At 51.3% G+C, this 22,324-nt stretch carries 24 protein-coding genes; 17 read left to right on the top strand and 7 right to left on the bottom strand.

The window, feature by feature from the left end:
- Position 1 precedes the first annotated feature (1 nt).
- From puuC to puuD, 3 genes are all read right to left on the bottom strand, one after another.
- Positions 2-1,489: an aldehyde dehydrogenase PuuC gene (puuC, locus tag AB4H76_RS12835; RefSeq protein WP_001009090.1), complete on the bottom strand. Its 1,488-nt coding sequence runs from the start codon at positions 1,487-1,489 to the stop codon at positions 2-4.
- A 274-nt stretch (positions 1,490-1,763) separates the two neighbouring features.
- Positions 1,764-2,321: an HTH-type transcriptional regulator PuuR gene (gene puuR, locus AB4H76_RS12840; protein WP_001278727.1), complete on the bottom strand. Its 558-nt coding sequence runs from the start codon at positions 2,319-2,321 to the stop codon at positions 1,764-1,766.
- Positions 2,322-2,347: 26 nt separating this feature from the next.
- On the bottom strand, positions 2,348-3,112 hold the full coding sequence (puuD, locus tag AB4H76_RS12845) for a gamma-glutamyl-gamma-aminobutyrate hydrolase (protein WP_077492038.1): 765 nt from the start codon (positions 3,110-3,112) through the stop codon (positions 2,348-2,350).
- Positions 3,113-3,323: 211 nt separating this feature from the next.
- On the opposite strand from puuD, the gene puuA reads away from it, so the two are divergent.
- The 13 genes from puuA to rnb all read left to right on the top strand — a co-directional run bounded on the left by puuA (position 3,324) and on the right by rnb (position 17,253).
- Entirely contained in the window at positions 3,324-4,742 is a 1,419-nt protein-coding gene (gene puuA, locus AB4H76_RS12850) for a glutamate-putrescine ligase (protein ID WP_077492036.1), read from the top strand.
- 148 nt (positions 4,743-4,890) lie between these two features.
- The gene (locus AB4H76_RS12855; RefSeq protein WP_120795382.1) at positions 4,891-5,055 is read left to right on the top strand and encodes a protein YmjE; all 165 of its coding nucleotides are present in this window, start codon (positions 4,891-4,893) and stop codon (positions 5,053-5,055) included.
- On the top strand, positions 5,045-6,430 hold the full coding sequence (puuP, locus tag AB4H76_RS12860) for a putrescine/proton symporter PuuP (RefSeq protein ID WP_000996861.1): 1,386 nt from the start codon (positions 5,045-5,047) through the stop codon (positions 6,428-6,430). The genes AB4H76_RS12855 and puuP overlap by 11 nt, the downstream gene beginning before the upstream one ends.
- Before the next feature lie 133 nt (positions 6,431-6,563).
- On the top strand, positions 6,564-6,809 hold the full coding sequence (locus AB4H76_RS12865) for a YmjA family protein (RefSeq protein ID WP_001015099.1): 246 nt from the start codon (positions 6,564-6,566) through the stop codon (positions 6,807-6,809).
- A gap of 311 nt (positions 6,810-7,120) precedes the next feature.
- Entirely contained in the window at positions 7,121-8,764 is a 1,644-nt protein-coding gene (gene sapA / locus AB4H76_RS12870; RefSeq protein WP_001250216.1) for an ABC transporter substrate-binding protein SapA, read from the top strand.
- Positions 8,761-9,726: a putrescine export ABC transporter permease SapB gene (sapB, locus tag AB4H76_RS12875; protein ID WP_000583277.1), complete on the top strand. Its 966-nt coding sequence runs from the start codon at positions 8,761-8,763 to the stop codon at positions 9,724-9,726. The genes sapA and sapB overlap by 4 nt, the downstream gene beginning before the upstream one ends.
- On the top strand, positions 9,713-10,603 hold the full coding sequence (gene sapC / locus AB4H76_RS12880) for a peptide ABC transporter permease SapC (RefSeq protein WP_001146163.1): 891 nt from the start codon (positions 9,713-9,715) through the stop codon (positions 10,601-10,603). The genes sapB and sapC overlap by 14 nt, the downstream gene beginning before the upstream one ends.
- Complete coding sequence (gene sapD, locus AB4H76_RS12885) at positions 10,603-11,595, top strand: peptide ABC transporter ATP-binding protein SapD (RefSeq protein ID WP_001128858.1); 993 nt, start codon at positions 10,603-10,605, stop codon at positions 11,593-11,595. Before sapC ends, sapD begins: the two co-directional genes overlap by 1 nt.
- Before the next feature lies 1 nt (position 11,596).
- Positions 11,597-12,403, top strand: a complete 807-nt coding sequence (sapF, locus tag AB4H76_RS12890; RefSeq protein WP_000573407.1) for a peptide ABC transporter ATP-binding protein SapF — start codon at positions 11,597-11,599, stop codon at positions 12,401-12,403.
- Between the two features lie 67 nt (positions 12,404-12,470).
- A complete protein-coding gene (locus tag AB4H76_RS12895; protein ID WP_000565727.1) occupies positions 12,471-12,824 on the top strand; it encodes a DUF559 domain-containing protein in 354 nt (117 codons plus the stop codon).
- Between the two features lie 367 nt (positions 12,825-13,191).
- On the top strand, positions 13,192-13,980 hold the full coding sequence (gene fabI / locus AB4H76_RS12900; protein WP_000506490.1) for an enoyl-ACP reductase FabI: 789 nt from the start codon (positions 13,192-13,194) through the stop codon (positions 13,978-13,980).
- A gap of 143 nt (positions 13,981-14,123) precedes the next feature.
- Positions 14,124-15,251 carry a carboxymuconolactone decarboxylase family protein gene (locus AB4H76_RS12905; protein WP_001301103.1) on the top strand — a complete coding sequence of 376 codons (1,128 nt, stop codon included), beginning with the start codon at positions 14,124-14,126 and terminating at the stop codon, positions 15,249-15,251.
- A gap of 67 nt (positions 15,252-15,318) precedes the next feature.
- Positions 15,319-17,253: an exoribonuclease II gene (rnb, locus tag AB4H76_RS12910; RefSeq protein ID WP_000484966.1), complete on the top strand. Its 1,935-nt coding sequence runs from the start codon at positions 15,319-15,321 to the stop codon at positions 17,251-17,253.
- 76 nt (positions 17,254-17,329) lie between these two features.
- On the opposite strand, the gene AB4H76_RS12915 is transcribed toward rnb, so the two are convergent.
- The gene (locus tag AB4H76_RS12915; protein ID WP_000221855.1) at positions 17,330-17,434 is read right to left on the bottom strand and encodes a hypothetical protein; all 105 of its coding nucleotides are present in this window, start codon (positions 17,432-17,434) and stop codon (positions 17,330-17,332) included.
- 53 nt (positions 17,435-17,487) lie between these two features.
- Between AB4H76_RS12915 and pdeR the strand changes: the two genes are divergently transcribed.
- Entirely contained in the window at positions 17,488-19,473 is a 1,986-nt protein-coding gene (pdeR, locus tag AB4H76_RS12920; RefSeq protein WP_000859984.1) for a cyclic di-GMP phosphodiesterase, read from the top strand.
- Here the strand turns inward: pdeR and ymiD are convergent.
- Entirely contained in the window at positions 19,455-19,583 is a 129-nt protein-coding gene (ymiD, locus tag AB4H76_RS12925) for a protein YmiD (protein WP_212740988.1), read from the bottom strand. The genes pdeR and ymiD overlap by 19 nt on opposite strands.
- A 36-nt stretch (positions 19,584-19,619) precedes the next feature.
- On the opposite strand from ymiD, the gene yciZ reads away from it, so the two are divergent.
- The 3 genes from yciZ to osmB all read left to right on the top strand — a co-directional run bounded on the left by yciZ (position 19,620) and on the right by osmB (position 21,119).
- A complete protein-coding gene (gene yciZ, locus AB4H76_RS12930) occupies positions 19,620-19,793 on the top strand; it encodes a protein YciZ (protein ID WP_001288368.1) in 174 nt (57 codons plus the stop codon).
- A gap of 89 nt (positions 19,794-19,882) precedes the next feature.
- Positions 19,883-20,632, top strand: coding sequence for a DNA-binding transcriptional regulator YciT (locus tag AB4H76_RS12935; RefSeq protein WP_001088621.1), 750 nt, complete (start codon positions 19,883-19,885; stop codon positions 20,630-20,632).
- Between the two features lie 268 nt (positions 20,633-20,900).
- Positions 20,901-21,119 (top strand): osmotically-inducible lipoprotein OsmB, encoded by a 219-nt coding sequence (gene osmB / locus AB4H76_RS12940; RefSeq protein WP_000498253.1) that lies wholly within the window; start codon positions 20,901-20,903, stop codon positions 21,117-21,119.
- A 125-nt stretch (positions 21,120-21,244) separates the two neighbouring features.
- Here osmB and yciH read toward each other — a convergent pair whose 3' ends face one another.
- Both yciH and pyrF read right to left on the bottom strand, forming a co-directional pair.
- Positions 21,245-21,571 carry a stress response translation initiation inhibitor YciH gene (gene yciH, locus AB4H76_RS12945; protein ID WP_001295580.1) on the bottom strand — a complete coding sequence of 109 codons (327 nt, stop codon included), beginning with the start codon at positions 21,569-21,571 and terminating at the stop codon, positions 21,245-21,247.
- Positions 21,571-22,308: an orotidine-5'-phosphate decarboxylase gene (gene pyrF / locus AB4H76_RS12950; RefSeq protein WP_000176278.1), complete on the bottom strand. Its 738-nt coding sequence runs from the start codon at positions 22,306-22,308 to the stop codon at positions 21,571-21,573. The genes yciH and pyrF overlap by 1 nt, the downstream gene beginning before the upstream one ends.
- Positions 22,309-22,324: the final 16 nt, after the last annotated feature.

The raw sequence follows: 22,324 nt of genomic DNA on the forward strand, positions 1-22,324 counted from the left end.
TTCAGGCCTCCAGGCTTATCCAGATGGTTTTCAGTTCAGTGAATTTTTCAAGGGCATGCAGGGATTTGTCGCGACCGTTGCCGCTCTGCTTATAGCCGCCAAACGGCACGGTCATATCGCCGTCGTTGTAGTTATTGACGAAGACGGAACCGGCTTTCAGGCGTCGGCTCATGCGGTGCGCGCGGGAGAGGTCGCGCGTCCATACCGCCGCGCCAAGGCCGTACTGGCTGTCGTTGGCAAGCTGTAGCGCCTGTTCTTCTGATGTGAAACGCGTGACCACCAGCACCGGACCGAAAATCTCTTCGCGACTTAAGGACGCATTCGGGTCCACATCCACAAAGATGGTCGGGCCGATGGCGGCAGCCAGCCCGGCGTTACGGCCATCCAACAACAGTTGCCCTTTGCTTTCGCCTTCCCGAATAAAGCTATGGACCGAGTCGGCGTGGGCGCAGTCGATTAAGGTGCCCATGGTGGTTGCGGGATCAAGTGGATGGCCCGGCTGCCAGTTTTGCGCCTGCTGTTTTAACAGGGCTAAGAATTCATCGGCGATGCTCTCTTCCAGCAACAGGCGCGTTCCGGCGATGCACACCTGTCCCTGGTTGTAGAAAATGCCTGCTGCGGTGGCGCTTGCCGCCTGTTGCAAATCCGGGCAGTCAGCGAAAACGATGTTGGCGCTTTTGCCGCCCGCTTCCAGCCAGACGCGTTTCATGTTGCTGTCGCCCGCATCTTTCAGCAGCTGTTTCCCGGTACGGGTTGAACCGGTAAAGGCAATGGCGTCGATATCGTTATGACGCGACAGCGCCTGCCCGGCTTCATGACCAAAACCCGTCACCACGTTCAACACACCATCCGGCAAGCCTGCTTCTTTCGCCAGCCCCGCGAGACGAATCGCACTGAGCGGTGATTTTTCAGACGGTTTTAGAATCACGCTGTTTCCCGCCGCCAGCGCCGGGCCGAGTTTCCAGCAAGTCAGCAACAGCGGGAAGTTCCACGGCACGATGGCGGCAATCACGCCGACCGGTTCACGCACGATCATCGCCAGCTCATGGCTACTGGTGGTCGCCACTTCGCCATACACTTTGTCGATCGCTTCGGCGTACCAGCGAATGGCGCGCGCCGCGCCGGGAATATCATCACGCAGACTGTGACGAATCGGTTTGCCGGTGTCGAGAGTTTCCAGCAGTGCCAGCTCTTCGGCGTGGGCTTCCATTAAATCGGCGAGTTTATTCAGTACCGCTTTACGTTTAGCCGGAGAAGAGAGTGACCAGTCGCCGCGTTCAAATACGCCGCGTGCTGCGCTCATCGCACGGTCGATATCGACGCTCTTGCCGCGGGCAATTTTCGCCAGCGGTGCCTGGGTGACCGGATCAACGGTTTCAAAGGTTTCATTTTCCGCCGCAGCAGTATATTCACCGTTAATAAATAAGCGGTTTTCAATGGCGAGACTTAACGCTTTATCCTGCCAGTAAGCCAGATGATGAAAATTCATTATGACTCCTGTTTCACGTCTATCAGATATATGCAGTTTGTGAACGTCAGGGCGCAGAGATCCCCGGGCCGTATGCCCGTTTATTTCTGGCGACATTCTTTATATACACTTCATCCTTCAAGCCGCCTCTGCCTTGGCTGCGTTCGCTCCCCCGAATCACTTACCTGAGTAAGCTCATCGGGATTCGCTCACTTGCCGCCTTGATGCAACTTGAATGATTTTGTGTATAGATTGCCGGGCGCATTGCGCTTACCCGGCTTACAGAACAAAAAGATTAAAACGTGGTGGGCGTATGGGCGCTGATAATTCGGCAAATACCTGCCGACGTATTACTGAAACTGTGCGGGATGCCGGTATTAATGGCATAACTTTGCCCCGCGACGAGGTGGTAATCCTGACCATTAATCGTCAGAACAATTTCACCTTCCAGTACAGTGCCTATTTCCTCACCCTGATGCTTAATTCTTTCCCCAGTGGTTGTGCCCGGCTGGTACGTTTCAAAGATCATCGCCAGCGTGCGATTCGGGTTACCGTTATGAACCAGCTTCATTGACACACCCTGACTACCCATCTCAATTAAGTCGTCCTGATTAATGACGACCTGCGGCTCATCAGGTTTTTCCGGCTCGGAAAAGAATTCCGAGAGTGACAGACCATACACCTTCAGCAGCTTTTGCAGCGTACTGATGGCAGGGCTGACTTTATCTTGTTCTATCGTACTGATAGCACTGTGAGTCAGCCCGGAGAGTTCGGCGGCACGACGTTGTGAAAGCCCCTGCTGCTGGCGGATTTCCGACAAGCGTTTTCCTGGCGCCAGTCCCTCATCACTCATATTTGCATTTCCTTAAACTGTAGTGGTCAGAGTCGCTGTTTTTCAGCGATATGGTGCTGACAAGCGGTGATAAAGCCCTCGAACAATATACGCGAAAGCGCGTACTCGCTACTGTTCCATTCCGGGTGCCACTGTACGCCCAGCGCAAAAGGATGATTGATGACGCTAACCGCCTCAACTAAGCCATCCGGCGAGCGAGCTTCAACACGCAACCGTGGGCTAACGACCTTCGCCCCTTGTCCATGTAGAGAGTTTACCCAAAAGTTGCTACATTCAGGTAACAACGCAGACAGTAATCCCCCCTCTTCAACCTGAACTTCATGCGACGGTGCATATTGCTGTTCCACCGGCAGTTCGGGATCTTCCCGATGTTCCAGCAATTCAGGCTGTTCGCACAGCTTGCGATGCAACGAACCACCGGTTGCCACCACCAGTTCTTGTAAACCCCGGCAGATGGCGAAAATGGGGATGCGCCTTTCGAGTGCGGCATTAATTATCGCCATGCTCAGAAGATCACGCCCGGGATCGGCGTCAGGCTCATCGCCGTTTTCACCATATAGGTGCGGCTGCACATTGCTGGGACTACCAGGAAGATAAATGCTATCGAGTTTCGGCAAAAGTTGTTCAAGTAACGACGGTTCCGCCAGCGCATGTGGTAGCGCAATTGGCAAGCCGCCTGCGTGGATGATGGCATTCAGGTACTTTTCTTGCAGAGTCTGGGTCGCATGACCCTTAAGCCTGTTCCTGCACATTACGACACCGATAACCGGATTGTTCATTATATTTTCCATGCTCAATCTCACAAAGTGGACTAAATTATCGCCATTACTGCGCTTTAAATGACCTTTATGTTCAATATTTTTTCAATCTAGCAGTGGGTTTTCATTTTTGCAAACTCAATTTAACATTTGACAAACATTTAGTTTGCATACAGATTCGAATGGTGGTCATTATATTTTACGCTTTGATAACGAGCGGAAAACAAACCAAAGGCGAAGAATCATGGAAACCAATATCGTTGAAGTAGAGAACTTTGTTCAGCAGTCAGAAGAGAGGCGGGGTAGCGCCTTTACGCAGGAAGTGAAATGCTACCTGGAGCGCTACCCGAATACGCAATATGTTGATGTTTTACTTACTGATTTGAATGGTTGCTTCCGTGGAAAACGTATCCCTGTTGCAAGCCTGAAGAAGTTGGAGAAAGGGTGTTATTTCCCGGCCTCGGTGTTTGCAATGGATATTCTGGGCAACGTAGTAGAAGAAGCGGGTCTGGGTCAGGAAATGGGCGAGCCGGATCGTACTTGTGTTCCTGTTCTCGGTTCCTTAACCCCTTCTGCCGCCGATCCAGAGTTTATCGGTCAGATGCTCCTGACCATGGTCGATGAAGATGGCGCTCCCTTTGACGTTGAGCCGCGGAACGTTCTTAACCGCCTGTGGCAGCAGCTACGCCAGCGCGGATTGTTCCCGGTTGTAGCGGTAGAGCTGGAGTTCTATTTACTGGATCGTCAGCGCGACGCTGAAGGGTATCTGCAACCGCCCTGCGCGCCCGGCACCGATGACCGCAATACACAAAGCCAGGTTTACTCCGTTGATAACCTCAACCACTTCGCCGACGTGCTCAATGATATTGATGAACTGGCGCAGTTACAGTTAATTCCCGCCGACGGTGCGGTCGCCGAAGCCTCGCCGGGTCAGTTTGAAATCAACCTTTACCATACCGATAACGTGCTGGAAGCCTGCGATGATGCGCTGGCGCTAAAACGCCTGGTGCGTCTGATGGCAGAAAAGCATAAGATGCACGCCACTTTTATGGCGAAGCCGTATGAAGAGCACGCGGGCAGCGGGATGCATATCCATATCAGTATGCAAAATAATCGTGGCGAGAACGTGCTTTCTGACGCGGAAGGCGAAGATTCGCCGCTGCTGAAAAAAATGCTCGCCGGAATGATCGATCTGATGCCGTCATCAATGGCGTTGCTGGCACCAAACGTGAACTCGTATCGCCGCTTCCAGCCGGGGATGTATGTACCGACGCAGGCGTCGTGGGGCCATAACAACCGCACCGTCGCCCTGCGTATTCCATGCGGCGATCGTCATAATCACCGCGTGGAATATCGCGTGGCGGGTGCCGATGCCAACCCATATCTGGTGATGGCAGCGATTTTTGCCGGTATTTTGCACGGTCTTGATAACGAGCTGCCGTTGCAGGAAGAAGTCGAAGGCAACGGGCTGGAACAGGATGGCTTACCCTTCCCGATTCGCCAGAGCGATGCCCTGGGTGAGTTTATCGAGAATGATCACCTGCGCCGCTATTTAGGCGAACGGTTTTGCCATGTCTATCACGCCTGTAAAAATGATGAGCTGTTGCAGTTTGAGCGCCTCATCACAGAAACAGAAATTGAGTGGATGTTGAAAAACGCGTAATACCCCTTGCGGGGTTGTTTCATCGGCCTGAGCGGAGCCAGGCCTGACATTTGCTGGTAATCCAGACATTTTCCGGATGTCGCGTTATGGAGCGCAGGCGGCAACGGGCTTCCGTTAACGATTAAGACTGTGACGAGGAAATGAGATGATGCCGATGATTAAATCCCCGCATGGCGAGGGAGGCTGCGTATGCGCCCCTCCTGCGACTGACTGGACTCCGCCCCCTTTGCTTCCCTTGCTAAACAGGTTTGATTTCAGGTCGACACGACCGCAAACCTTATTACGCAGGGGAGGCAGCAATTATGGCTATTAATTCACCACTGAATATTGCTGCGCAACCCGGCAAAACCCGTCTGCGAAAATCACTGAAATTGTGGCAGGTGGTAATGATGGGTCTGGCCTATCTCACGCCGATGACTGTGTTCGATACTTTTGGCATTGTGTCAGGCATTAGCGACGGTCACGTTCCGGCGTCCTATTTGCTGGCGCTGGCGGGCGTGCTGTTTACCGCTATCAGCTACGGCAAACTGGTTCGCCAGTTTCCGGAGGCCGGTTCGGCCTATACCTACGCGCAAAAGTCGATTAACCCGCACGTCGGATTTATGGTCGGCTGGTCATCACTGCTGGATTATCTCTTTTTGCCGATGATCAACGTTTTGTTGGCGAAAATCTATCTCTCCGCCCTCTTCCCGGAAGTGCCGCCGTGGGTGTGGGTGGTAACCTTCGTCGCCATTTTAACCGCCGCGAATCTGAAGAGCGTCAACCTGGTCGCTAACTTCAATACCCTGTTTGTGTTGGTGCAAATCTCCATCATGGTGGTGTTTATCTTCCTGGTGGTTCAGGGACTGCATAAAGGAGAAGGCGTTGGCACGGTCTGGTCGTTACAGCCGTTTATCAGCGAGAACGCGCATCTGATTCCGATTATTACCGGGGCGACGATCGTCTGCTTCTCTTTCCTTGGTTTCGATGCAGTGACCACACTTTCGGAAGAGACACCAGACGCCGCACGCGTGATCCCGAAAGCCATCTTCCTGACGGCGGTCTATGGTGGCGTTATCTTTATCGCGGCGTCGTTCTTTATGCAGCTGTTCTTCCCCGATATCAGCCGCTTTAAAGACCCGGACGCCGCACTGCCTGAAATTGCACTCTACGTCGGCGGTAAGCTGTTCCAGTCGATTTTCCTTTGCACCACGTTTGTGAACACGTTAGCGTCTGGCCTGGCCTCACATGCCAGCGTGTCACGTCTGCTGTATGTGATGGGGCGCGACAATGTGTTTCCGGAGCGCGTGTTTGGCTATGTGCATCCGAAATGGCGGACTCCGGCACTGAACGTCATTATGGTCGGGATTGTCGCGATGTCGGCGCTGTTCTTCGATTTAGTTACCGCCACAGCGTTAATTAACTTCGGCGCGTTGGTAGCGTTTACCTTCGTTAACCTGTCGGTGTTCAACCACTTCTGGCGGCGCAAAGGAATGAATAAAAGCTGGAAGGAACACTTCCACTATTTATTAATGCCGCTGGTTGGCGCGCTGACGGTGGGCGTGCTGTGGATTAACCTCGAAGCCACCTCGCTGACGCTGGGTCTGGTATGGGCTTCGTTAGGCGGCGCATATTTGTGGTATCTGATTCGCCGCTATCGCAAAGTGCCGCTGTACGAAGGTGACAGAACGCCAGTGAGCGAAACGTAATAGTCGGATGCGCGCCGCATTATCCTGCCTGAGGGTAATGCGCCGCGCCATTAACTATAAAAAGATGTATGACCCGGATCACGAGTGCTATCATCCGCCCTTATGCTTAGCGCATTAACTCCAGGGGCAAATAATGAACCACGATATCCCGCTAAAATATTTTGATATTGCCGATGAGTACGCGACCGAATGCGCAGAGCCTGTCGCAGACGCTGAACGCACACCGCTGGCCCACTACTTCCAGTTACTGCTCACCCGTTTGATGAACAATGAAGAGATCAGCGAAGAAGCCCAACATGAAATGGCTGCTGAAGCGGGGATTAATCCCGTACGCATTGATGAGATCGCAGAGTTTTTGAATCAATGGGGTAATGAGTAATTATTTAATTGCAGACGATCGGTCAGTATCGTTGTCCGGATAAAGCGTTCACTCTGCATCCGGTTAAAATGACACGCATTGCAGCGTGCTTTAATGGGTTTCTCACGATCGTACCGCTCTGCTCCTCGCTAAGTTGTTCTGTGAGTTATAGTTATAGAGAAATCACGGGTACGAATGTTGAACAGATGGCGACGCCATCTGTTCAACGACCAACCACACGGCCCTCATTACGACCCCTGAACACAAACGGTAATGGCAAATGTCATTAAATATTAGTAAGATAGCCTCTTTACATAAAATCCCTTAATATTATGCGCCAGGTATTATCGTCTCTTTTGGTGATTGCTGGACTTGTGAGTGGTCAGGCAATCGCCGCGCCTGAATCTCCCCCGCATGCTGATATCCGCGACAGCGGTTTTGTCTATTGCGTCAGCGGGCAAGTCAACACCTTTAACCCATCCAAAGCGAGCAGTGGGTTAATTGTCGATACCCTTGCCGCCCAGTTTTATGATCGACTGCTGGATGTCGATCCCTATACCTATCGCCTGATGCCGGAACTTGCCGAAAGCTGGGAAGTACTCGACAACGGCGCAACCTATCGCTTCCACCTGCGTCGCGATGTTCCGTTTCAAAAAACCGACTGGTTTACTCCCACTCGTAAAATGAATGCCGACGATGTGGTGTTTACCTTCCAGCGAATTTTTGACCGCAACAACCCGTGGCATAACGTCAACGGCAGCAACTTCCCCTACTTCGACAGCCTGCAATTTGCCGATAACGTGAAAAGCGTCCGCAAACTGGATAATCATACCGTTGAGTTCCGACTCGCCCAGCCGGATGCTTCTTTTTTGTGGCACCTCGCAACCCATTATGCTTCGGTCATGTCGGCAGAATATGCCCGGAAGTTAGAGAAAGAAGATCGCCAGGAGCAACTCGACCGTCAACCGGTCGGCACCGGTCCGTATCAGTTGTCGGAATACCGCGCCGGGCAATTTATTCGCCTACAACGTCATGATGACTTCTGGCGCGGTAAACCGTTAATGCCGCAGGTAGTGGTGGATTTAGGCTCCGGCGGCACCGGACGTCTGTCGAAACTCCTGACCGGGGAATGCGACGTTCTGGCCTGGCCAGCTGCCAGCCAGCTATCCATTTTGCGTGACGACCCGCGCTTGCGTTTAACGCTGCGTCCTGGGATGAACGTCGCCTATCTGGCATTTAACACCGCCAAACCGCCGCTAAATAATCCCGCTGTCCGCCATGCGCTGGCACTGGCGATTAATAACCAGCGCCTGATGCAATCCATCTATTATGGTACGGCTGAAACGGCGGCCTCTATTTTACCGCGCGCCTCGTGGGCCTATGACAACGAGGCTAAAATTACTGAATACAATCCGGCGAAATCGCGCGAACAGTTGAAGTCGTTGGGGCTGGAAAATTTAACGCTGAAACTGTGGGTGCCCACACGTTCGCAGGCGTGGAACCCCAGTCCACTGAAAACTGCCGAACTGATTCAGGCGGATATGGCGCAGGTTGGCGTAAAAGTGGTGATTGTGCCGGTAGAAGGTCGCTTTCAGGAGGCGCGGTTGATGGATATGAGCCATGATCTGACGTTATCCGGTTGGGCGACGGACAGTAACGACCCGGACAGTTTCTTCCGTCCTTTACTGAGCTGCGCGGCAATTCATTCACAGACCAACCTCGCCCACTGGTGCGATCCGAAATTCGACAGCGTGTTGCGTAAGGCGCTCTCCTCGCAGCAGCTGGCGGCGCGTATTGAAGCCTATGACGAAGCGCAGAGTATTCTGGCGCAGGAATTGCCCATTTTGCCGCTGGCGTCGTCATTGCGTTTGCAGGCCTATCGGTACGATATCAAAGGTCTGGTACTTAGCCCGTTTGGTAACGCCTCCTTTGCTGGGGTGTATCGCGAGAAACAGGATGAGGTGAAAAAACCATGATTATCTTCACCTTACGCCGCATTTTGTTATTGATTGTCACCTTGTTCCTGCTGACCTTCGTTGGCTTCAGCTTGAGCTATTTCACCCCTCATGCGCCGTTACAAGGCGCGTCACTGTGGAATGCCTGGGTGTTCTGGTTTAACGGCCTGATCCACTGGGATTTTGGTGTTTCCAGCATTAACGGTCAACCGATTGCCGAACAGTTAAAAGAGGTCTTCCCGGCGACGATGGAACTGTGCATCCTCGCCTTCGGTTTTGCGCTGATTGTTGGCATCCCCGTGGGGATGATTGCCGGGATTACGCGCCATAAGTGGCAGGATAACTTGATCAACGCCATCGCCTTACTGGGCTTTTCAATCCCGGTGTTCTGGCTGGCGCTTCTGTTGACGCTGTTTTGTTCACTCACGCTAGGTTGGTTGCCCGTTTCAGGGCGTTTCGATCTGCTCTACGAAGTGAAACCGATTACCGGTTTTGCGTTGATTGATGCCTGGCTTTCGGACTCACCATGGCGGGATGAAATGATCATGAGCGCAATCCGCCATATGATATTGCCCGTGATCACCCTGTCGGTTGCGCCAACAACTGAAGTGATCCGCCTGATGCGTATCAGCACTATCGAAGTGTATGACCAGAACTATGTAAAAGCGGCGGCGACCCGCGGTTTGTCGCGCTTTACTATTTTGCGTCGCCACGTTCTGCATAACGCGTTACCGCCGGTTATTCCTCGCCTGGGCTTACAGTTTTCCACCATGCTGACGCTGGCGATGATCACCGAAATGGTTTTTAGCTGGCCGGGTTTAGGGCGCTGGTTAATTAACGCCATCCGCCAGCAGGATTACGCAGCCATTTCCGCCGGAGTGATGGTGTGTGGCTCACTGGTCATTATTGTTAACGTGATTTCTGATATTTTGGGTGCCATGGCTAACCCTCTGAAACATAAGGAATGGTATGCCTTACGATAGCGTATACAGCGAAAAGCGCCCGCCGGGCACGCTGCGTACCGCCTGGCGCAAATTTTATAGTGACGCCTCTGCGATGGTCGGCCTGTACGGCTGCGCGGGGCTGGCTGTACTGTGTATTTTTGGCGGCTGGTTTGCGCCTTACGGCATCGACCAGCAATTTCTCGGTTATCAATTATTGCCGCCGTCATGGTCGCGCTATGGCGAAGTTTCTTTCTTCCTGGGGACTGACGACCTCGGACGCGATGTTTTAAGCCGTTTACTGAGCGGAGCTGCGCCAACCGTGGGTGGCGCATTTGTGGTGACGCTTGCCGCGACGATCTGTGGCCTGGTACTGGGCACCTTCGCCGGGGCGACACACGGCCTCCGCTCAGCGGTGCTTAACCATATTCTGGATACCTTACTGGCGATCCCTTCGCTGCTGTTGGCAATTATCGTTGTAGCGTTTGCCGGACCGAGTTTGTCCCACGCTATGTTTGCTGTCTGGCTGGCATTGCTGCCGCGTATGGTACGTTCGATTTACAGCATGGTGCATGACGAACTGGAAAAAGAGTACGTTATCGCCGCCCGTCTGGATGGCGCATCAACGCTGAATATTCTCTGGTTTGCTGTGATGCCAAACATCACCGCCGGGCTGGTCACCGAGATCACCCGCGCACTGTCGATGGCAATTCTCGATATCGCCGCGCTGGGCTTTCTCGATCTCGGCGCACAACTCCCCTCGCCTGAATGGGGAGCGATGCTCGGTGATGCGCTGGAACTGATTTATGTCGCCCCGTGGACTGTCATGCTGCCAGGTGCGGCAATTATGATTAGCGTGTTGTTGGTTAACCTCCTTGGCGATGGCGTTCGTCGTGCGATTATTGCGGGGGTGGAATAATGCCATTACTCGATATTCGTAACCTGACCATTGAATTTAAAACCGGTGATGAGTGGGTTAAAGCCGTCGACCGGGTAAGTATGACCTTAACCGAAGGTGAAATCCGCGGTCTTGTTGGTGAATCCGGTTCCGGCAAGAGTTTGATTGCGAAAGCGATTTGTGGGGTGAATAAAGATAACTGGCGTGTTACTGCTGACCGTATGCGTTTTGATGATATCGATTTGCTGCGTCTCTCCGCACGCGAACGGCGCAAACTGGTTGGCCATAACGTGTCGATGATTTTCCAGGAACCGCAGTCGTGTCTTGACCCTTCAGAACGTGTGGGTCGCCAGTTGATGCAAAACATCCCAGCCTGGACCTATAAAGGCCGTTGGTGGCAGCGTTTTGGCTGGCGCAAACGCCGTGCCATTGAACTGCTGCACCGCGTGGGGATTAAAGATCACAAAGATGCGATGCGCAGTTTTCCCTATGAGTTGACCGAAGGTGAATGTCAGAAAGTGATGATAGCCATTGCACTGGCGAATCAACCGCGTCTGCTGATTGCTGACGAACCGACCAACTCAATGGAGCCAACAACCCAGGCGCAAATCTTTCGCCTGCTGACGCGTCTCAACCAAAACAGCAATACCACTATTTTGCTTATCAGCCATGACTTACAAATGCTTAGCCAATGGGCGGATAAAATTAACGTGCTTTACTGCGGTCAAACAGTGGAAACCGCGCCGAGTAAGGAGTTGGTGACGATGCCACATCATCCTTATACCCAGGCGCTGATCCGCGCGATACCAGACTTCGGCAGCGCGATGCCGCATAAAAGTCGCCTCAATACGCTACCCGGCGCTATCCCACTGCTGGAACAGTTACCGATTGGTTGTCGTCTGGGGCCACGTTGCCCGTATGCACAACGAGAATGCATTGTGACGCCACGTTTGACGGGGGCGAAAAATCATCTCTATGCCTGTCATTTCCCGCTGAACATGGAGAAAGAGTGAGATGATCGAAACGCTGCTTGAAGTGCGTAATTTAAGTAAAACGTTCCGCTACCGGACCGGCTGGTTTCGTCGTCAGACCGTAGAAGCGGTAAAACCCTTGAGCTTTACGCTACGTGAAGGCCAGACACTGGCGATTATTGGCGAGAATGGTTCGGGTAAATCCACGCTGGCAAAAATGCTGGCGGGAATGATAGAGCCTACCAGCGGCGAGTTATTGATTGACGATCATCCGCTGCATTTTGGCGATTATTCCTTCCGCAGTCAGCGTATTCGCATGATTTTTCAGGATCCTTCGACCTCGTTGAATCCCCGTCAACGTATCTCGCAAATTCTGGATTTTCCATTGCGTCTGAACACCGACCTGGAACCGGAACAGCGTCGCAAACAGATTATTGAAACGATGCGTATGGTTGGGCTGCTACCGGATCACGTCAGTTACTATCCGCATATGTTGGCACCCGGGCAAAAACAGCGTCTGGGTCTGGCGCGCGCGCTGATATTGCGCCCAAAAGTCATTATTGCCGATGAAGCCCTCGCTTCACTGGATATGTCGATGCGTTCGCAGTTGATTAATCTGATGCTGGAATTACAGGAAAAACAGGGCATTTCGTATATTTATGTTACCCAGCATATCGGAATGATGAAGCACATTAGCGACCAGGTGCTGGTGATGCATCAGGGCGAGGTTGTCGAGCGAGGCAGCACCGCGGATGTGCTGGCATCGCCGCTGCATGAACTCACCAAACGGCTGATTGCCGGTCATTTTGGCGAGGCATTGACGGCGGATGCGTGGCGTAAAGATCGCTAATTTTCTGAATCCTCCTTCCAGATTATTCACCTCATTCTGACAAAAGATTAAATCTTGTCAGAATGAGGTGATAGATAAAATTAAATCAAATGCGCGTGATTTAAGACGCAATCTCACTTTGCAGGAACGAAAGCTCTGGCGATATCTTCGCAGCCGACGTTTTAGTGATTTCAAATTTCGCCGTCAACATCCAGTGGGGAGCTACATTCTCGATTTTGCTTGCTGCTCGGCGCGTGTAGTCGTTGAGCTGGATGGTGGGCAGCATGATTTAGCAGTTGCCTATGATTCCAGGCGCACTAGCTGGCTTGAGTCGCAGGGCTGGACCGTGCTGCGTTTCTGGAATAACGAGATTGATTGTAATGAGGAGACGGTGCTGGAGAATATTCTGCAGGAACTGAACCGCCGGTCACCCTCTCCCTGAAAGAGCGAGGGGGCAGACCGAGCCGAATAGCTGTTGTGGTGAAAACATGGAGACGGTGCTGGAGAATATTCGGCAAGGTCTGAACCGTCCCAGCCATCGCCATGAAAGGGTTAGGGGCTGTATGAGCCTGTTTGTTGCTGGGGTAACAATATTTGCACAATACGGTCCCCTCGCCCCTCTGGGGAGAGGGTTAGGGTGAGGGGAAAAGCGCCCCCCCTGCCGCAGCCTGCTCCGGTCGGACCTGGCAACTATAGCTACTCACAGCCAGGTTGATTATAATAACCGTTTATCTGTTCGTACTGTTTACTAAAACGACGAATCGCCTGATTTTCAGGCACAACAAGCATCAACAATAAGGATTAAAGCTATGGGTTTTCTTTCCGGTAAGCGCATTCTGGTAACCGGTGTTGCCAGCAAACTATCCATCGCCTACGGTATCGCTCAGGCGATGCACCGCGAAGGAGCTGAACTGGCATTCACCTACCAGAACGACAAACTGAAAGGCCGCGTAGAAGAATTTGCCGCTCAATTGGGTTCTGACATCGTTCTGCAGTGCGATGTTGCAGAAGATGCCAGCATCGACACCATGTTCGCTGAACTGGGGAAAGTTTGGCCGAAATTTGACGGTTTCGTACACTCTATTGGTTTTGCACCTGGCGATCAGCTGGATGGTGACTATGTTAACGCCGTTACCCGTGAAGGCTTCAAAATTGCCCACGACATCAGCTCCTACAGCTTCGTTGCAATGGCAAAAGCTTGCCGCTCCATGCTGAATCCGGGTTCTGCCCTGCTGACCCTTTCCTACCTTGGCGCTGAGCGCGCTATCCCGAACTACAACGTTATGGGTCTGGCAAAAGCGTCTCTGGAAGCGAACGTGCGCTATATGGCGAACGCGATGGGTCCGGAAGGTGTGCGTGTTAACGCCATCTCTGCTGGTCCGATCCGTACTCTGGCGGCTTCCGGTATCAAAGACTTCCGCAAAATGCTGGCTCATTGCGAAGCCGTTACCCCGATTCGCCGTACCGTTACTATTGAAGATGTGGGTAACTCTGCGGCATTCCTGTGCTCCGATCTCTCTGCCGGTATCTCCGGTGAAGTAGTCCACGTTGACGGCGGTTTCAGCATCGCTGCAATGAACGAACTCGAACTGAAATAATCGTTCTGTTGGTAAAGATGGGCGGCGTTCTGCCGCCCGTTATCTCTGTTATACCTTTCTGATATTTGTTATCGCCGATCCGTCTTTCTCCCCTTCCCGCCTTGCGTCAGGATAACGATTTCCTTTACGACCAAGGAGCGCCCATGGAACAACGCCACATCACCGGCAAAAGCCACTGGTATCATGAAACGCAATCCAGTACTGCGGAGTATGACGTTCTGCCTCTGGTCCCGGAAGCCGCAAAGGTCAGCGATCCCTTTCTGCTCGACGTGATCCTTGATGAAGAAACGCTGGCCCCCTTCCTTTCATGGCTGGTCCCTGCGCGCGTTCTTGCAGTGGAATTGTTCCCTGACCAGCTTACCGTGACCCGTTCACAGACTTTCACCGCTTATGAACGCTTGTCTACGGCCCTGACGGTTGCTCAGGTTTGCGGCGTCCAGCGGTTATGTAACTACTATTCGGCGCGACTTACGCCGCTCCCCGGGCCTGATTCCTCCAGGGAAAGTAATCATCGGTTGGCACAAATCACGCAATATGCCCGCCAACTGGCTAGCTCGCCTTCTATTATCGACAACCGATCGCGCCAGCATCTGAATGACGTCGGTCTTACTGCCTGGGACTGTGTAATCATTAACCAAATCATTGGATTTATTGGCTTTCAGGCGCGGACCATTGCGACATTTCAGGCTTATCTTGGACATCCGGTACGCTGGTTACCCGGTCTGGAGATACAAAACTATGCCGACGCGTCACTGTTTACTGATGAATCAATACGCTGGCGAAGCAGCTATGAGGTGGAAAAACTACCTGAAGATTACACAAAAAGTTCAACTGCAGAACTTTGCCAACTGGCTGAAACACTCTCTCTCCACCCTATTTCACTTTCCCTTCTTGAAAAGTTGTTAAACAGCACACGGGTTAATACACAGCCGGATAATCAGCTTGCGGCGTTGTTATGCGCACGGATAAATGGCAGCCCTGCTTGTTTTGCCGCCTGTATGGATTCATTAAATGAATATAAAAAAATCAACACCCTTCTGCGCAAGGGCGAAAATGAAATTAACCAATGGGCTGACCGTCATTCTGTTGAGCACGCTACCGTTCAGGCGATACAATGGCTGACCCGAGCACCCGATCGCTTTAGCGCCGCCCAGTTCAGCCCTTTACTCGAACACGAAAAATCATCAACGCAGATTATTAATCTGCTGGTATGGAGCGGGCTGTGTGGCTGGATAAATCGCTTAAAAATCGCGTTGGGTGAGACATATTAACCTTGCCGCGTCAGACAGATTCGCGTAAAACTGTCAGCCGCTCTAATGGCCACCAAAATAGACAATTATGTTTCAGGACAACCCGCTGCTAGCGCAGCTTAAACAGCAACTGCATTCCCAGACGCCACGCGCTGAAGGGGTGGTAAAAGCCACAGAAAAAGGCTTTGGCTTCCTGGAAGTCGACGCGCAAAAAAGTTATTTCATTCCGCCGCCGCAGATGAAAAAAGTCATGCATGGCGACCGAATTATCGCGGTGATCCACAGTGAAAAAGAACGTGAATCCGCAGAGCCAGAAGAACTGGTTGAACCGTTCCTGACTCGTTTCGTGGGTAAGGTTCAGGGCAAAAATGACCGTCTGGCCATCGTTCCTGATCATCCACTCTTAAAAGACGCCATTCCTTGCCGCGCAGCCCGTGGCCTGAACCACGAGTTTAAAGAAGGCGACTGGGCGGTTGCCGAAATGCGCCGTCATCCGCTGAAAGGCGATCGTTCTTTCTATGCAGAACTGACACAATACATCACTTTTGGTGACGATCACTTTGTACCGTGGTGGGTTACCCTTGCACACCATAATCTGGAAAAAGAAGCACCAGACGGCGTCGCTACCGAAATGCTCGATGAAGGTCTGGTTCGTGAAGATCTGACCGCGCTGGATTTTGTCACCATCGACAGTGCCAGCACAGAAGATATGGATGACGCCCTTTTCGCTAAGGCGTTGCCGGATGACAAACTTCAGCTGATTGTGGCGATTGCCGATCCAACCGCGTGGATTGCTGAAGGCAGTAAGCTGGACAAAGCCGCGAAAATTCGCGCATTCACCAACTATCTGCCTGGCTTCAACATCCCTATGCTGCCTCGCGAGCTTTCTGACGATCTCTGCTCACTGCGCGCCAATGAAGTCCGCCCGGTACTGGCATGCCGCATGACGCTCTCCGCTGATGGCACCATTGAAGATAATATCGAATTCTTTGCCGCCACCATCGAATCCAAAGCGAAGCTGGTGTATGACCAGGTTTCTGACTGGCTGGAAAATACCGGTGACTGGAAGCCTGAAAGTGAAGCAATTGCCGAACAAGTCCGTTTGTTAGCGCAAATTTGCCAACGCCGCGGCGAGTGGCGTCATAACCACGCACTGGTGTTTAAAGATCGCCCGGATTACCGCTTTATTCTCGGTGAAAAAGGTGAAGTGCTGGATATCGTCGCCGAGCCTCGTCGCATTGCCAACCGTATCGTCGAAGAAGCGATGATTGCCGCTAACATTTGTGCGGCCCGCGTACTGCGCGATAAGCTCGGTTTTGGCATCTATAACGTGCATATGGGCTTTGATCCGGCGAATGCCGACGCGCTGGCAGCGTTGCTGAAAACGCACGGTCTGCATGTCGATGCCGAAGAAGTGCTCACGCTGGACGGTTTCTGCAAACTGCGTCGTGAACTGGATGCGCAACCAACTGGTTTCCTCGACAGCCGCATTCGTCGCTTCCAGTCATTTGCTGAAATTAGCACTGAACCCGGTCCTCACTTTGGCCTCGGTCTGGAAGCATACGCCACCTGGACATCGCCGATCCGTAAATATGGCGACATGATCAACCACCGTCTGCTGAAAGCGGTTATCAAAGGCGAAACTGCGACGCGTCCACAGGATGAGATCACTGTCCAAATGGCCGAGCGTCGCCGTCTCAATCGGATGGCAGAACGTGATGTTGGTGACTGGTTATACGCACGCTTCCTGAAAGACAAAGCCGGGACCGACACCCGTTTCGCGGCGGAAATTGTCGATATCAGCCGTGGCGGCATGCGTGTTCGTTTGGTTGATAACGGCGCTATCGCCTTTATTCCTGCACCTTTCTTACACGCTGTGCGCGATGAAATGGTTTGCAGCCAGGAAAACGGCACCGTACAAATTAAAGGTGAAACGGTTTATAAAGTAACTGACGTTATTGACGTCACCATTGCCGAAGTCCGCATGGAAACCCGCAGCATTATTGCGCGCCCGGTCGCGTAATCTCCTTTCACGGCCCATTCCTTATGAATGGGCCGTTTATTTCCCCGCTCTACCTTCATCATATCCCGGCAGTTTTTTAACTGACTTTCGTTTGAAAACTGGCGTTTTTCCAAAACTGGATTACAAATAAATATATAAAAAAAACAATGCGTTTAGCCGCCGTTAATTTCATGTAAGTCATGTTGTTCCTTTTATTTAACCGCGGACTCCGCTGTTAACCGGAGGATATGCATCATGAAAACCGTTAGGGAGTCCACAACGTTGTACAACTTTCTCGGATCGCACAATTCATACTGGCGGTTGACGGAAAGCAGCGATGTTTTGCGCTTTTCTACCACCGAAACCACAGAACCTGAACGTATGTTGCAGTTATCTGCCGAACAGGCTGCTCGAATCAGGGAAATGACGGTCATCACCTCCAGCCTGATGATGAGTCTGACCGTCGATGAAAGCGATCTTTCTGTGCATCTGGTAGGACGAAAAATCAATAAACGGGAATGGGCTGGCAACGCGTCTGCATGGCATGACACACCGGCGGTTGCTCGTGATTTATCACACGGGCTTTCCTTTGCTGAGCAGGTAGTTTCTGAAGCACATTCCGCAATAGTCATTCTCGACAGCCGGGGGAATATTCAACGCTTCAATCGCTTATGTGAAGATTACACAGGGTTGAAAGAACACGACGTCATTGGGCAAAGCGTGTTTAAACTGTTTATGAGCCGTCGTGAAGCTGCGGCATCCAGGCGCAATAACCGTGTATTTTTTCGAAGCGGCAATGCATATGAAGTCGAACTGTGGATACCAACACGTAAAGGCCAGCGGCTGTTTCTGTTTCGCAATAAATTTGTCCACAGCGGCAGTGGCAAAAACGAGATTTTTTTAATCTGTTCCGGTACCGACATTACCGAAGAGCGCCGCGCTCAGGAGCGACTGCGTATTCTGGCAAATACCGACAGTATCACCGGACTGCCGAATCGTAACGCAATGCAGGAGTTAATCGATCACGCTATTAATCATGCAGATAACAATAAAGTTGGGGTTGTGTATCTTGATTTGGATAATTTTAAAAAGGTCAACGACGCCTATGGGCATTTGTTTGGTGACCAGTTATTACGCGACGTGTCATTGGCTATTTTAAGCTGTCTCGAACATGACCAGGTGTTGGCGCGTCCAGGTGGCGATGAGTTTCTGGTACTGGCATCCAATACCTCACAAAGCGCGCTGGAAGCAATGGCATCACGAATTTTGACCCGCTTACGCCTCCCCTTTCGTATTGGTTTAATTGAAGTTTATACCAGCTGTTCAGTAGGTATTGCACTCTCTCCCGAACATGGTTCGGACAGCGCGGCTATTATTCGTCACGCCGACACAGCAATGTACACAGCGAAGGAAGGCGGACGAGGACAATTTTGCGTTTTTACCCCAGAAATGAATCAACGGGTATTTGAATATCTCTGGCTGGATACCAACTTGCGTAAAGCACTAGAAAACGATCAGTTGGTTATTCACTATCAACCGAAAATCACCTGGCGTGGCGAAGTGCGCAGTCTGGAAGCACTAGTACGTTGGCAGTCACCTGAACGTGGGTTGATTCCACCGTTGGACTTCATTTCCTACGCCGAAGAGTCAGGGCTAATTGTGCCTTTAGGCCGTTGGGTGATTCTCGATGTCGTACGCCAGGTGGCAAAGTGGCGGGATAAAGGCATAAACCTGCGAGTGGCGGTAAATATTTCTGCACGTCAGCTCGCCGATCAAACCATTTTCACCGCCCTGAAACAGGTTCTCCAGGAACTCAATTTTGAATACTGCCCTATAGATGTTGAACTGACAGAGAGTTGTCTGATTGAGAATGATGAACTGGCACTGTCTGTTATTCAACAATTTAGCCAACTAGGTGCGCAAGTACATCTGGATGATTTTGGTACCGGCTACTCTTCACTTTCGCAACTGGCGCGCTTTCCGATCGATGCCATCAAACTTGACCAGGTTTTTGTTCGAGATATTCACAAACAACCTGTCTCGCAGTCACTGGTCCGGGCGATCGTCGCTGTGGCCCAGGCATTGAATCTTCAGGTGATCGCCGAAGGTGTAGAGAGTGCAAAGGAAGATGCTTTTTTAACCAAGAACGGGATCAATGAGCGGCAAGGATTTTTGTTTGCCAAACCGATGCCCGCCGTCGCCTTCGAACGCTGGTATAAACGCTATCTGAAGCGCGCATAAGTAGATGAATATATATACTTAGCGCTATATCCCGTCATTATATATCGTATTTTTGGATGATAATTAGCCGTTGCTGTTAAACACTTCTCTTTTAGCGGCAATTTTTGCATTATTCATTTTCCACTTTTGCTATAAGGATGTCCTTGATGTCTGAATTTGATGCCCAGCGCGTTGCCGAACGTATTGATATTGTGTTAGATATCCTTGTGGCAGGCGATTACCACTCTGCGATCCATAATCTCGAGATACTTAAAGCAGAACTCTTGCGCCAGGTTGCTGAATCTACGCCAGACATCCCGAAGGCACCGTGGGAGATTTAACAATCGTGCCTTCAGGTTTTCCTATTTGAGGATGCCCGGCGCGTCAGTATTTTTTTATTAAGTATTATAACGTTATAAGAATTACAGCGATGAATTCCCGACAACAAACTATTCTACAGATGGTCATTGACCAGGGTCAGGTTAGCGTAACCGATCTGGCAAAAGCCACTGGAGTTTCTGAAGTTACCATTCGCCAGGATCTCAACACACTCGAAAAACTGAGTTACCTCCGCCGTGCACATGGCTTTGCTGTTTCGCTTGATAGTGATGACGTCGAAACCCGTATGATGAGCAACTATACGCTGAAGCGTGAACTCGCCGAGTTTGCCGCGTCGCTGGTTCAACCGGGCGAAACCATCTTTATCGAAAATGGCAGCAGCAATGCCCTACTCGCCCGGACTCTGGGCGAGCAGAAGAAAAATGTCACTATCATCACGGTCAGCAGCTACATCGCGCATTTGCTGAAAGACGCGCCTTGTGAAGTTATTTTGCTCGGTGGCGTGTATCAGAAAAAAAGCGAAAGTATGGTTGGCCCTTTGACACGCCAGTGCATCCAACAGGTGCATTTCAGCAAAGCATTTATTGGTATTGATGGCTGGCAACCTGAAACTGGATTTACCGGTCGCGATATGATGCGTACCGATGTGGTCAATGCCGTGCTGGAAAAAGAGTGCGAAGCGATAGTCCTGACTGACAGCTCGAAATTTGGTGCTGTACATTCATACTCCATCGGTCCCGTTGAGCGATTCAATCGCGTGATTACCGATTCGAAAATACGCGCCAGCGATCTGATGCATCTTGAGCACAGTAAACTCACCGTTCACGTCGTTGACATTTAACCATTTCCCTTCTCTACGGATGATTTGCAGTTTGGCAAATCATCCGCTCTAAGATGATTCCTGGTTGATAATTAAGACTATTTACCTGTTATTAACACTCTCAAGATATAAAATTATTATCAGCGATATAACAGGAAGTCATTATCACCTGCGTGATATAACCCTGCGCGCGAGCAGATTTCACGGAATAATTTCACCAGGCTTATTCTTAGCTATTATAGTTATAGAGAGCTTACTTCCGTGAATCATAAATTCAGGAGAGAGTATTATGTTTGTAACGAGCAAAAAAATGACCGCGGCTGTTCTGGCAATTACTTTGGCAATGTCTCTGAGTGCCTGTTCTAACTGGTCTAAACGGGACCGCAACACCGCAATCGGCGCGGGTGCAGGGGCATTAGGCGGTGCAGTACTGACCGATGGCAGTACGTTGGGTACATTAGGTGGTGCAGCTGTCGGTGGTGTTATTGGTCACCAGGTCGGTAAATAATCGTAAATAAATGTCGATTATCGACTCGCAATTATAATACGCTTGATTCTGTTCAGTACGAAATAACTGAATAATACACACAGTAAAATATTCGAAAGCCACGGATATATCCGTGGCTTTTTATGTTAACCGCCTGCGAGTTTTACCTTCATCCCTTTCGCTTCAAGTAGTGATTTTAATAAATCACGCTTATCGCCCTGGATTTCAATAACTCCATCTTTAACTGCTCCGCCGCAGCCGCATTTTTTCTTCAGTTCCGCTGCAAGTTTTGTCAGTTCGGCATCATCGAGATCGACACCGGTAATCAGGCAAACGCCCTTACCTTTACGTCCACTGGTCTGACGCTGAATACGCACCACACCGTCGCCTTTAGGGCGTACAGGGGCCGCTTTGGGCTCATCAATACGTCCGGTTTCCGTTGAGTAGACCAGACGGCTGTTGGAATCACTCATCATGCACTCCGCTGTAAAGAGGCGTTGATCGCTTTCAGCGTCTGCGCTGGATCTACCGATTGCGTTACCGGGCGACCAATCACCATATAATCAACACCAGCCGACAACGCCTGTTCTGGCGTCATAATGCGGCGCTGGTCACCAGCTTCACTCCCCTGCGGACGAATGCCCGGCGTAACCAGTTTGAACTCCTGACCGAATACCTGTTTAAAGCGCACAGCTTCCTGAGCAGAACACACCACACCATCAAGGCCACATTTTTGCGTCAGTGCTGCCAGACGTTCTGCATAATCTGCAGGTGACAGTGTCATGCCAAGATCGACCAGGTCGCTGGCTTCCATGCTGGTCAACACTGTCACAGCAATCAAAAGCGGTGCATCTTTGCCAAACGGAACCAGTGCCTCACGCGCTGCGGTCATCATACGCGCCCCACCAGAGGCATGAACATTCACCATCCACACGCCTAAGTCAGCTGCAGCAGCGACAGCGTGCGCTGCAGTGTTAGGAATATCGTGGAATTTCAGGTCAAGAAAGATATCAAAACCACGCTGTTGAAGTTCGCGCACAAACTGTGGCCCAAACAATGTAAACATCTCTTTGCCGACCTTCAGACGACAATCGCGTGGGTCGATCTTGTCGACAAAGGACAGCGCGTCATCACGATTATGATAATCAAGGGCAACAACCACAGGAGAATTCGTAACAGCGCGGGAAGAAGATGAAGCAGTTAACGTCATGACCAGACCTTCTTGA

This window comes from Escherichia sp. UTM R2 (assembly GCF_048593455.1).
In the GTDB taxonomy this organism is placed as follows: domain Bacteria; phylum Pseudomonadota; class Gammaproteobacteria; order Enterobacterales; family Enterobacteriaceae; genus Escherichia; species Escherichia coli.

Excerpts from the sequence above, each read along its gene's own strand:
- AB4H76_RS12935 (WP_001088621.1), top strand. The coding sequence starts at position 19,883 with ATGAATTCCCGACAACAAACTATTCTACAGATGGTCATTGACCAGGGT.
- puuA (WP_077492036.1), top strand. The coding sequence starts at position 3,324 with ATGGAAACCAATATCGTTGAAGTAGAGAACTTTGTTCAGCAGTCAGAA.
- AB4H76_RS12915 (WP_000221855.1), bottom strand. The coding sequence starts at position 17,434 with ATGACTTACATGAAATTAACGGCGGCTAAACGCATTGTTTTTTTTATA.
- yciH (WP_001295580.1), bottom strand. The coding sequence starts at position 21,571 with ATGAGTGATTCCAACAGCCGTCTGGTCTACTCAACGGAAACCGGACGT.
- fabI (WP_000506490.1), top strand. The coding sequence starts at position 13,192 with ATGGGTTTTCTTTCCGGTAAGCGCATTCTGGTAACCGGTGTTGCCAGC.
- rnb (WP_000484966.1), top strand. The coding sequence starts at position 15,319 with ATGTTTCAGGACAACCCGCTGCTAGCGCAGCTTAAACAGCAACTGCAT.
- AB4H76_RS12865 (WP_001015099.1), top strand. The coding sequence starts at position 6,564 with ATGAACCACGATATCCCGCTAAAATATTTTGATATTGCCGATGAGTAC.
- sapB (WP_000583277.1), top strand. The coding sequence starts at position 8,761 with ATGATTATCTTCACCTTACGCCGCATTTTGTTATTGATTGTCACCTTG.
- sapD (WP_001128858.1), top strand. The coding sequence starts at position 10,603 with ATGCCATTACTCGATATTCGTAACCTGACCATTGAATTTAAAACCGGT.
- osmB (WP_000498253.1), top strand. The coding sequence starts at position 20,901 with ATGTTTGTAACGAGCAAAAAAATGACCGCGGCTGTTCTGGCAATTACT.
- puuD (WP_077492038.1), bottom strand. The coding sequence starts at position 3,112 with ATGGAAAATATAATGAACAATCCGGTTATCGGTGTCGTAATGTGCAGG.
- sapF (WP_000573407.1), top strand. The coding sequence starts at position 11,597 with ATGATCGAAACGCTGCTTGAAGTGCGTAATTTAAGTAAAACGTTCCGC.
- puuP (WP_000996861.1), top strand. The coding sequence starts at position 5,045 with ATGGCTATTAATTCACCACTGAATATTGCTGCGCAACCCGGCAAAACC.
- sapA (WP_001250216.1), top strand. The coding sequence starts at position 7,121 with ATGCGCCAGGTATTATCGTCTCTTTTGGTGATTGCTGGACTTGTGAGT.
- puuC (WP_001009090.1), bottom strand. The coding sequence starts at position 1,489 with ATGAATTTTCATCATCTGGCTTACTGGCAGGATAAAGCGTTAAGTCTC.
- ymiD (WP_212740988.1), bottom strand. The coding sequence starts at position 19,583 with ATGCAAAAATTGCCGCTAAAAGAGAAGTGTTTAACAGCAACGGCTAAT.
- sapC (WP_001146163.1), top strand. The coding sequence starts at position 9,713 with ATGCCTTACGATAGCGTATACAGCGAAAAGCGCCCGCCGGGCACGCTG.
- yciZ (WP_001288368.1), top strand. The coding sequence starts at position 19,620 with ATGTCTGAATTTGATGCCCAGCGCGTTGCCGAACGTATTGATATTGTG.
- puuR (WP_001278727.1), bottom strand. The coding sequence starts at position 2,321 with ATGAGTGATGAGGGACTGGCGCCAGGAAAACGCTTGTCGGAAATCCGC.
- pdeR (WP_000859984.1), top strand. The coding sequence starts at position 17,488 with ATGAAAACCGTTAGGGAGTCCACAACGTTGTACAACTTTCTCGGATCG.
- AB4H76_RS12905 (WP_001301103.1), top strand. The coding sequence starts at position 14,124 with ATGGAACAACGCCACATCACCGGCAAAAGCCACTGGTATCATGAAACG.
- AB4H76_RS12855 (WP_120795382.1), top strand. The coding sequence starts at position 4,891 with ATGCCGATGATTAAATCCCCGCATGGCGAGGGAGGCTGCGTATGCGCC.
- pyrF (WP_000176278.1), bottom strand. The coding sequence starts at position 22,308 with ATGACGTTAACTGCTTCATCTTCTTCCCGCGCTGTTACGAATTCTCCT.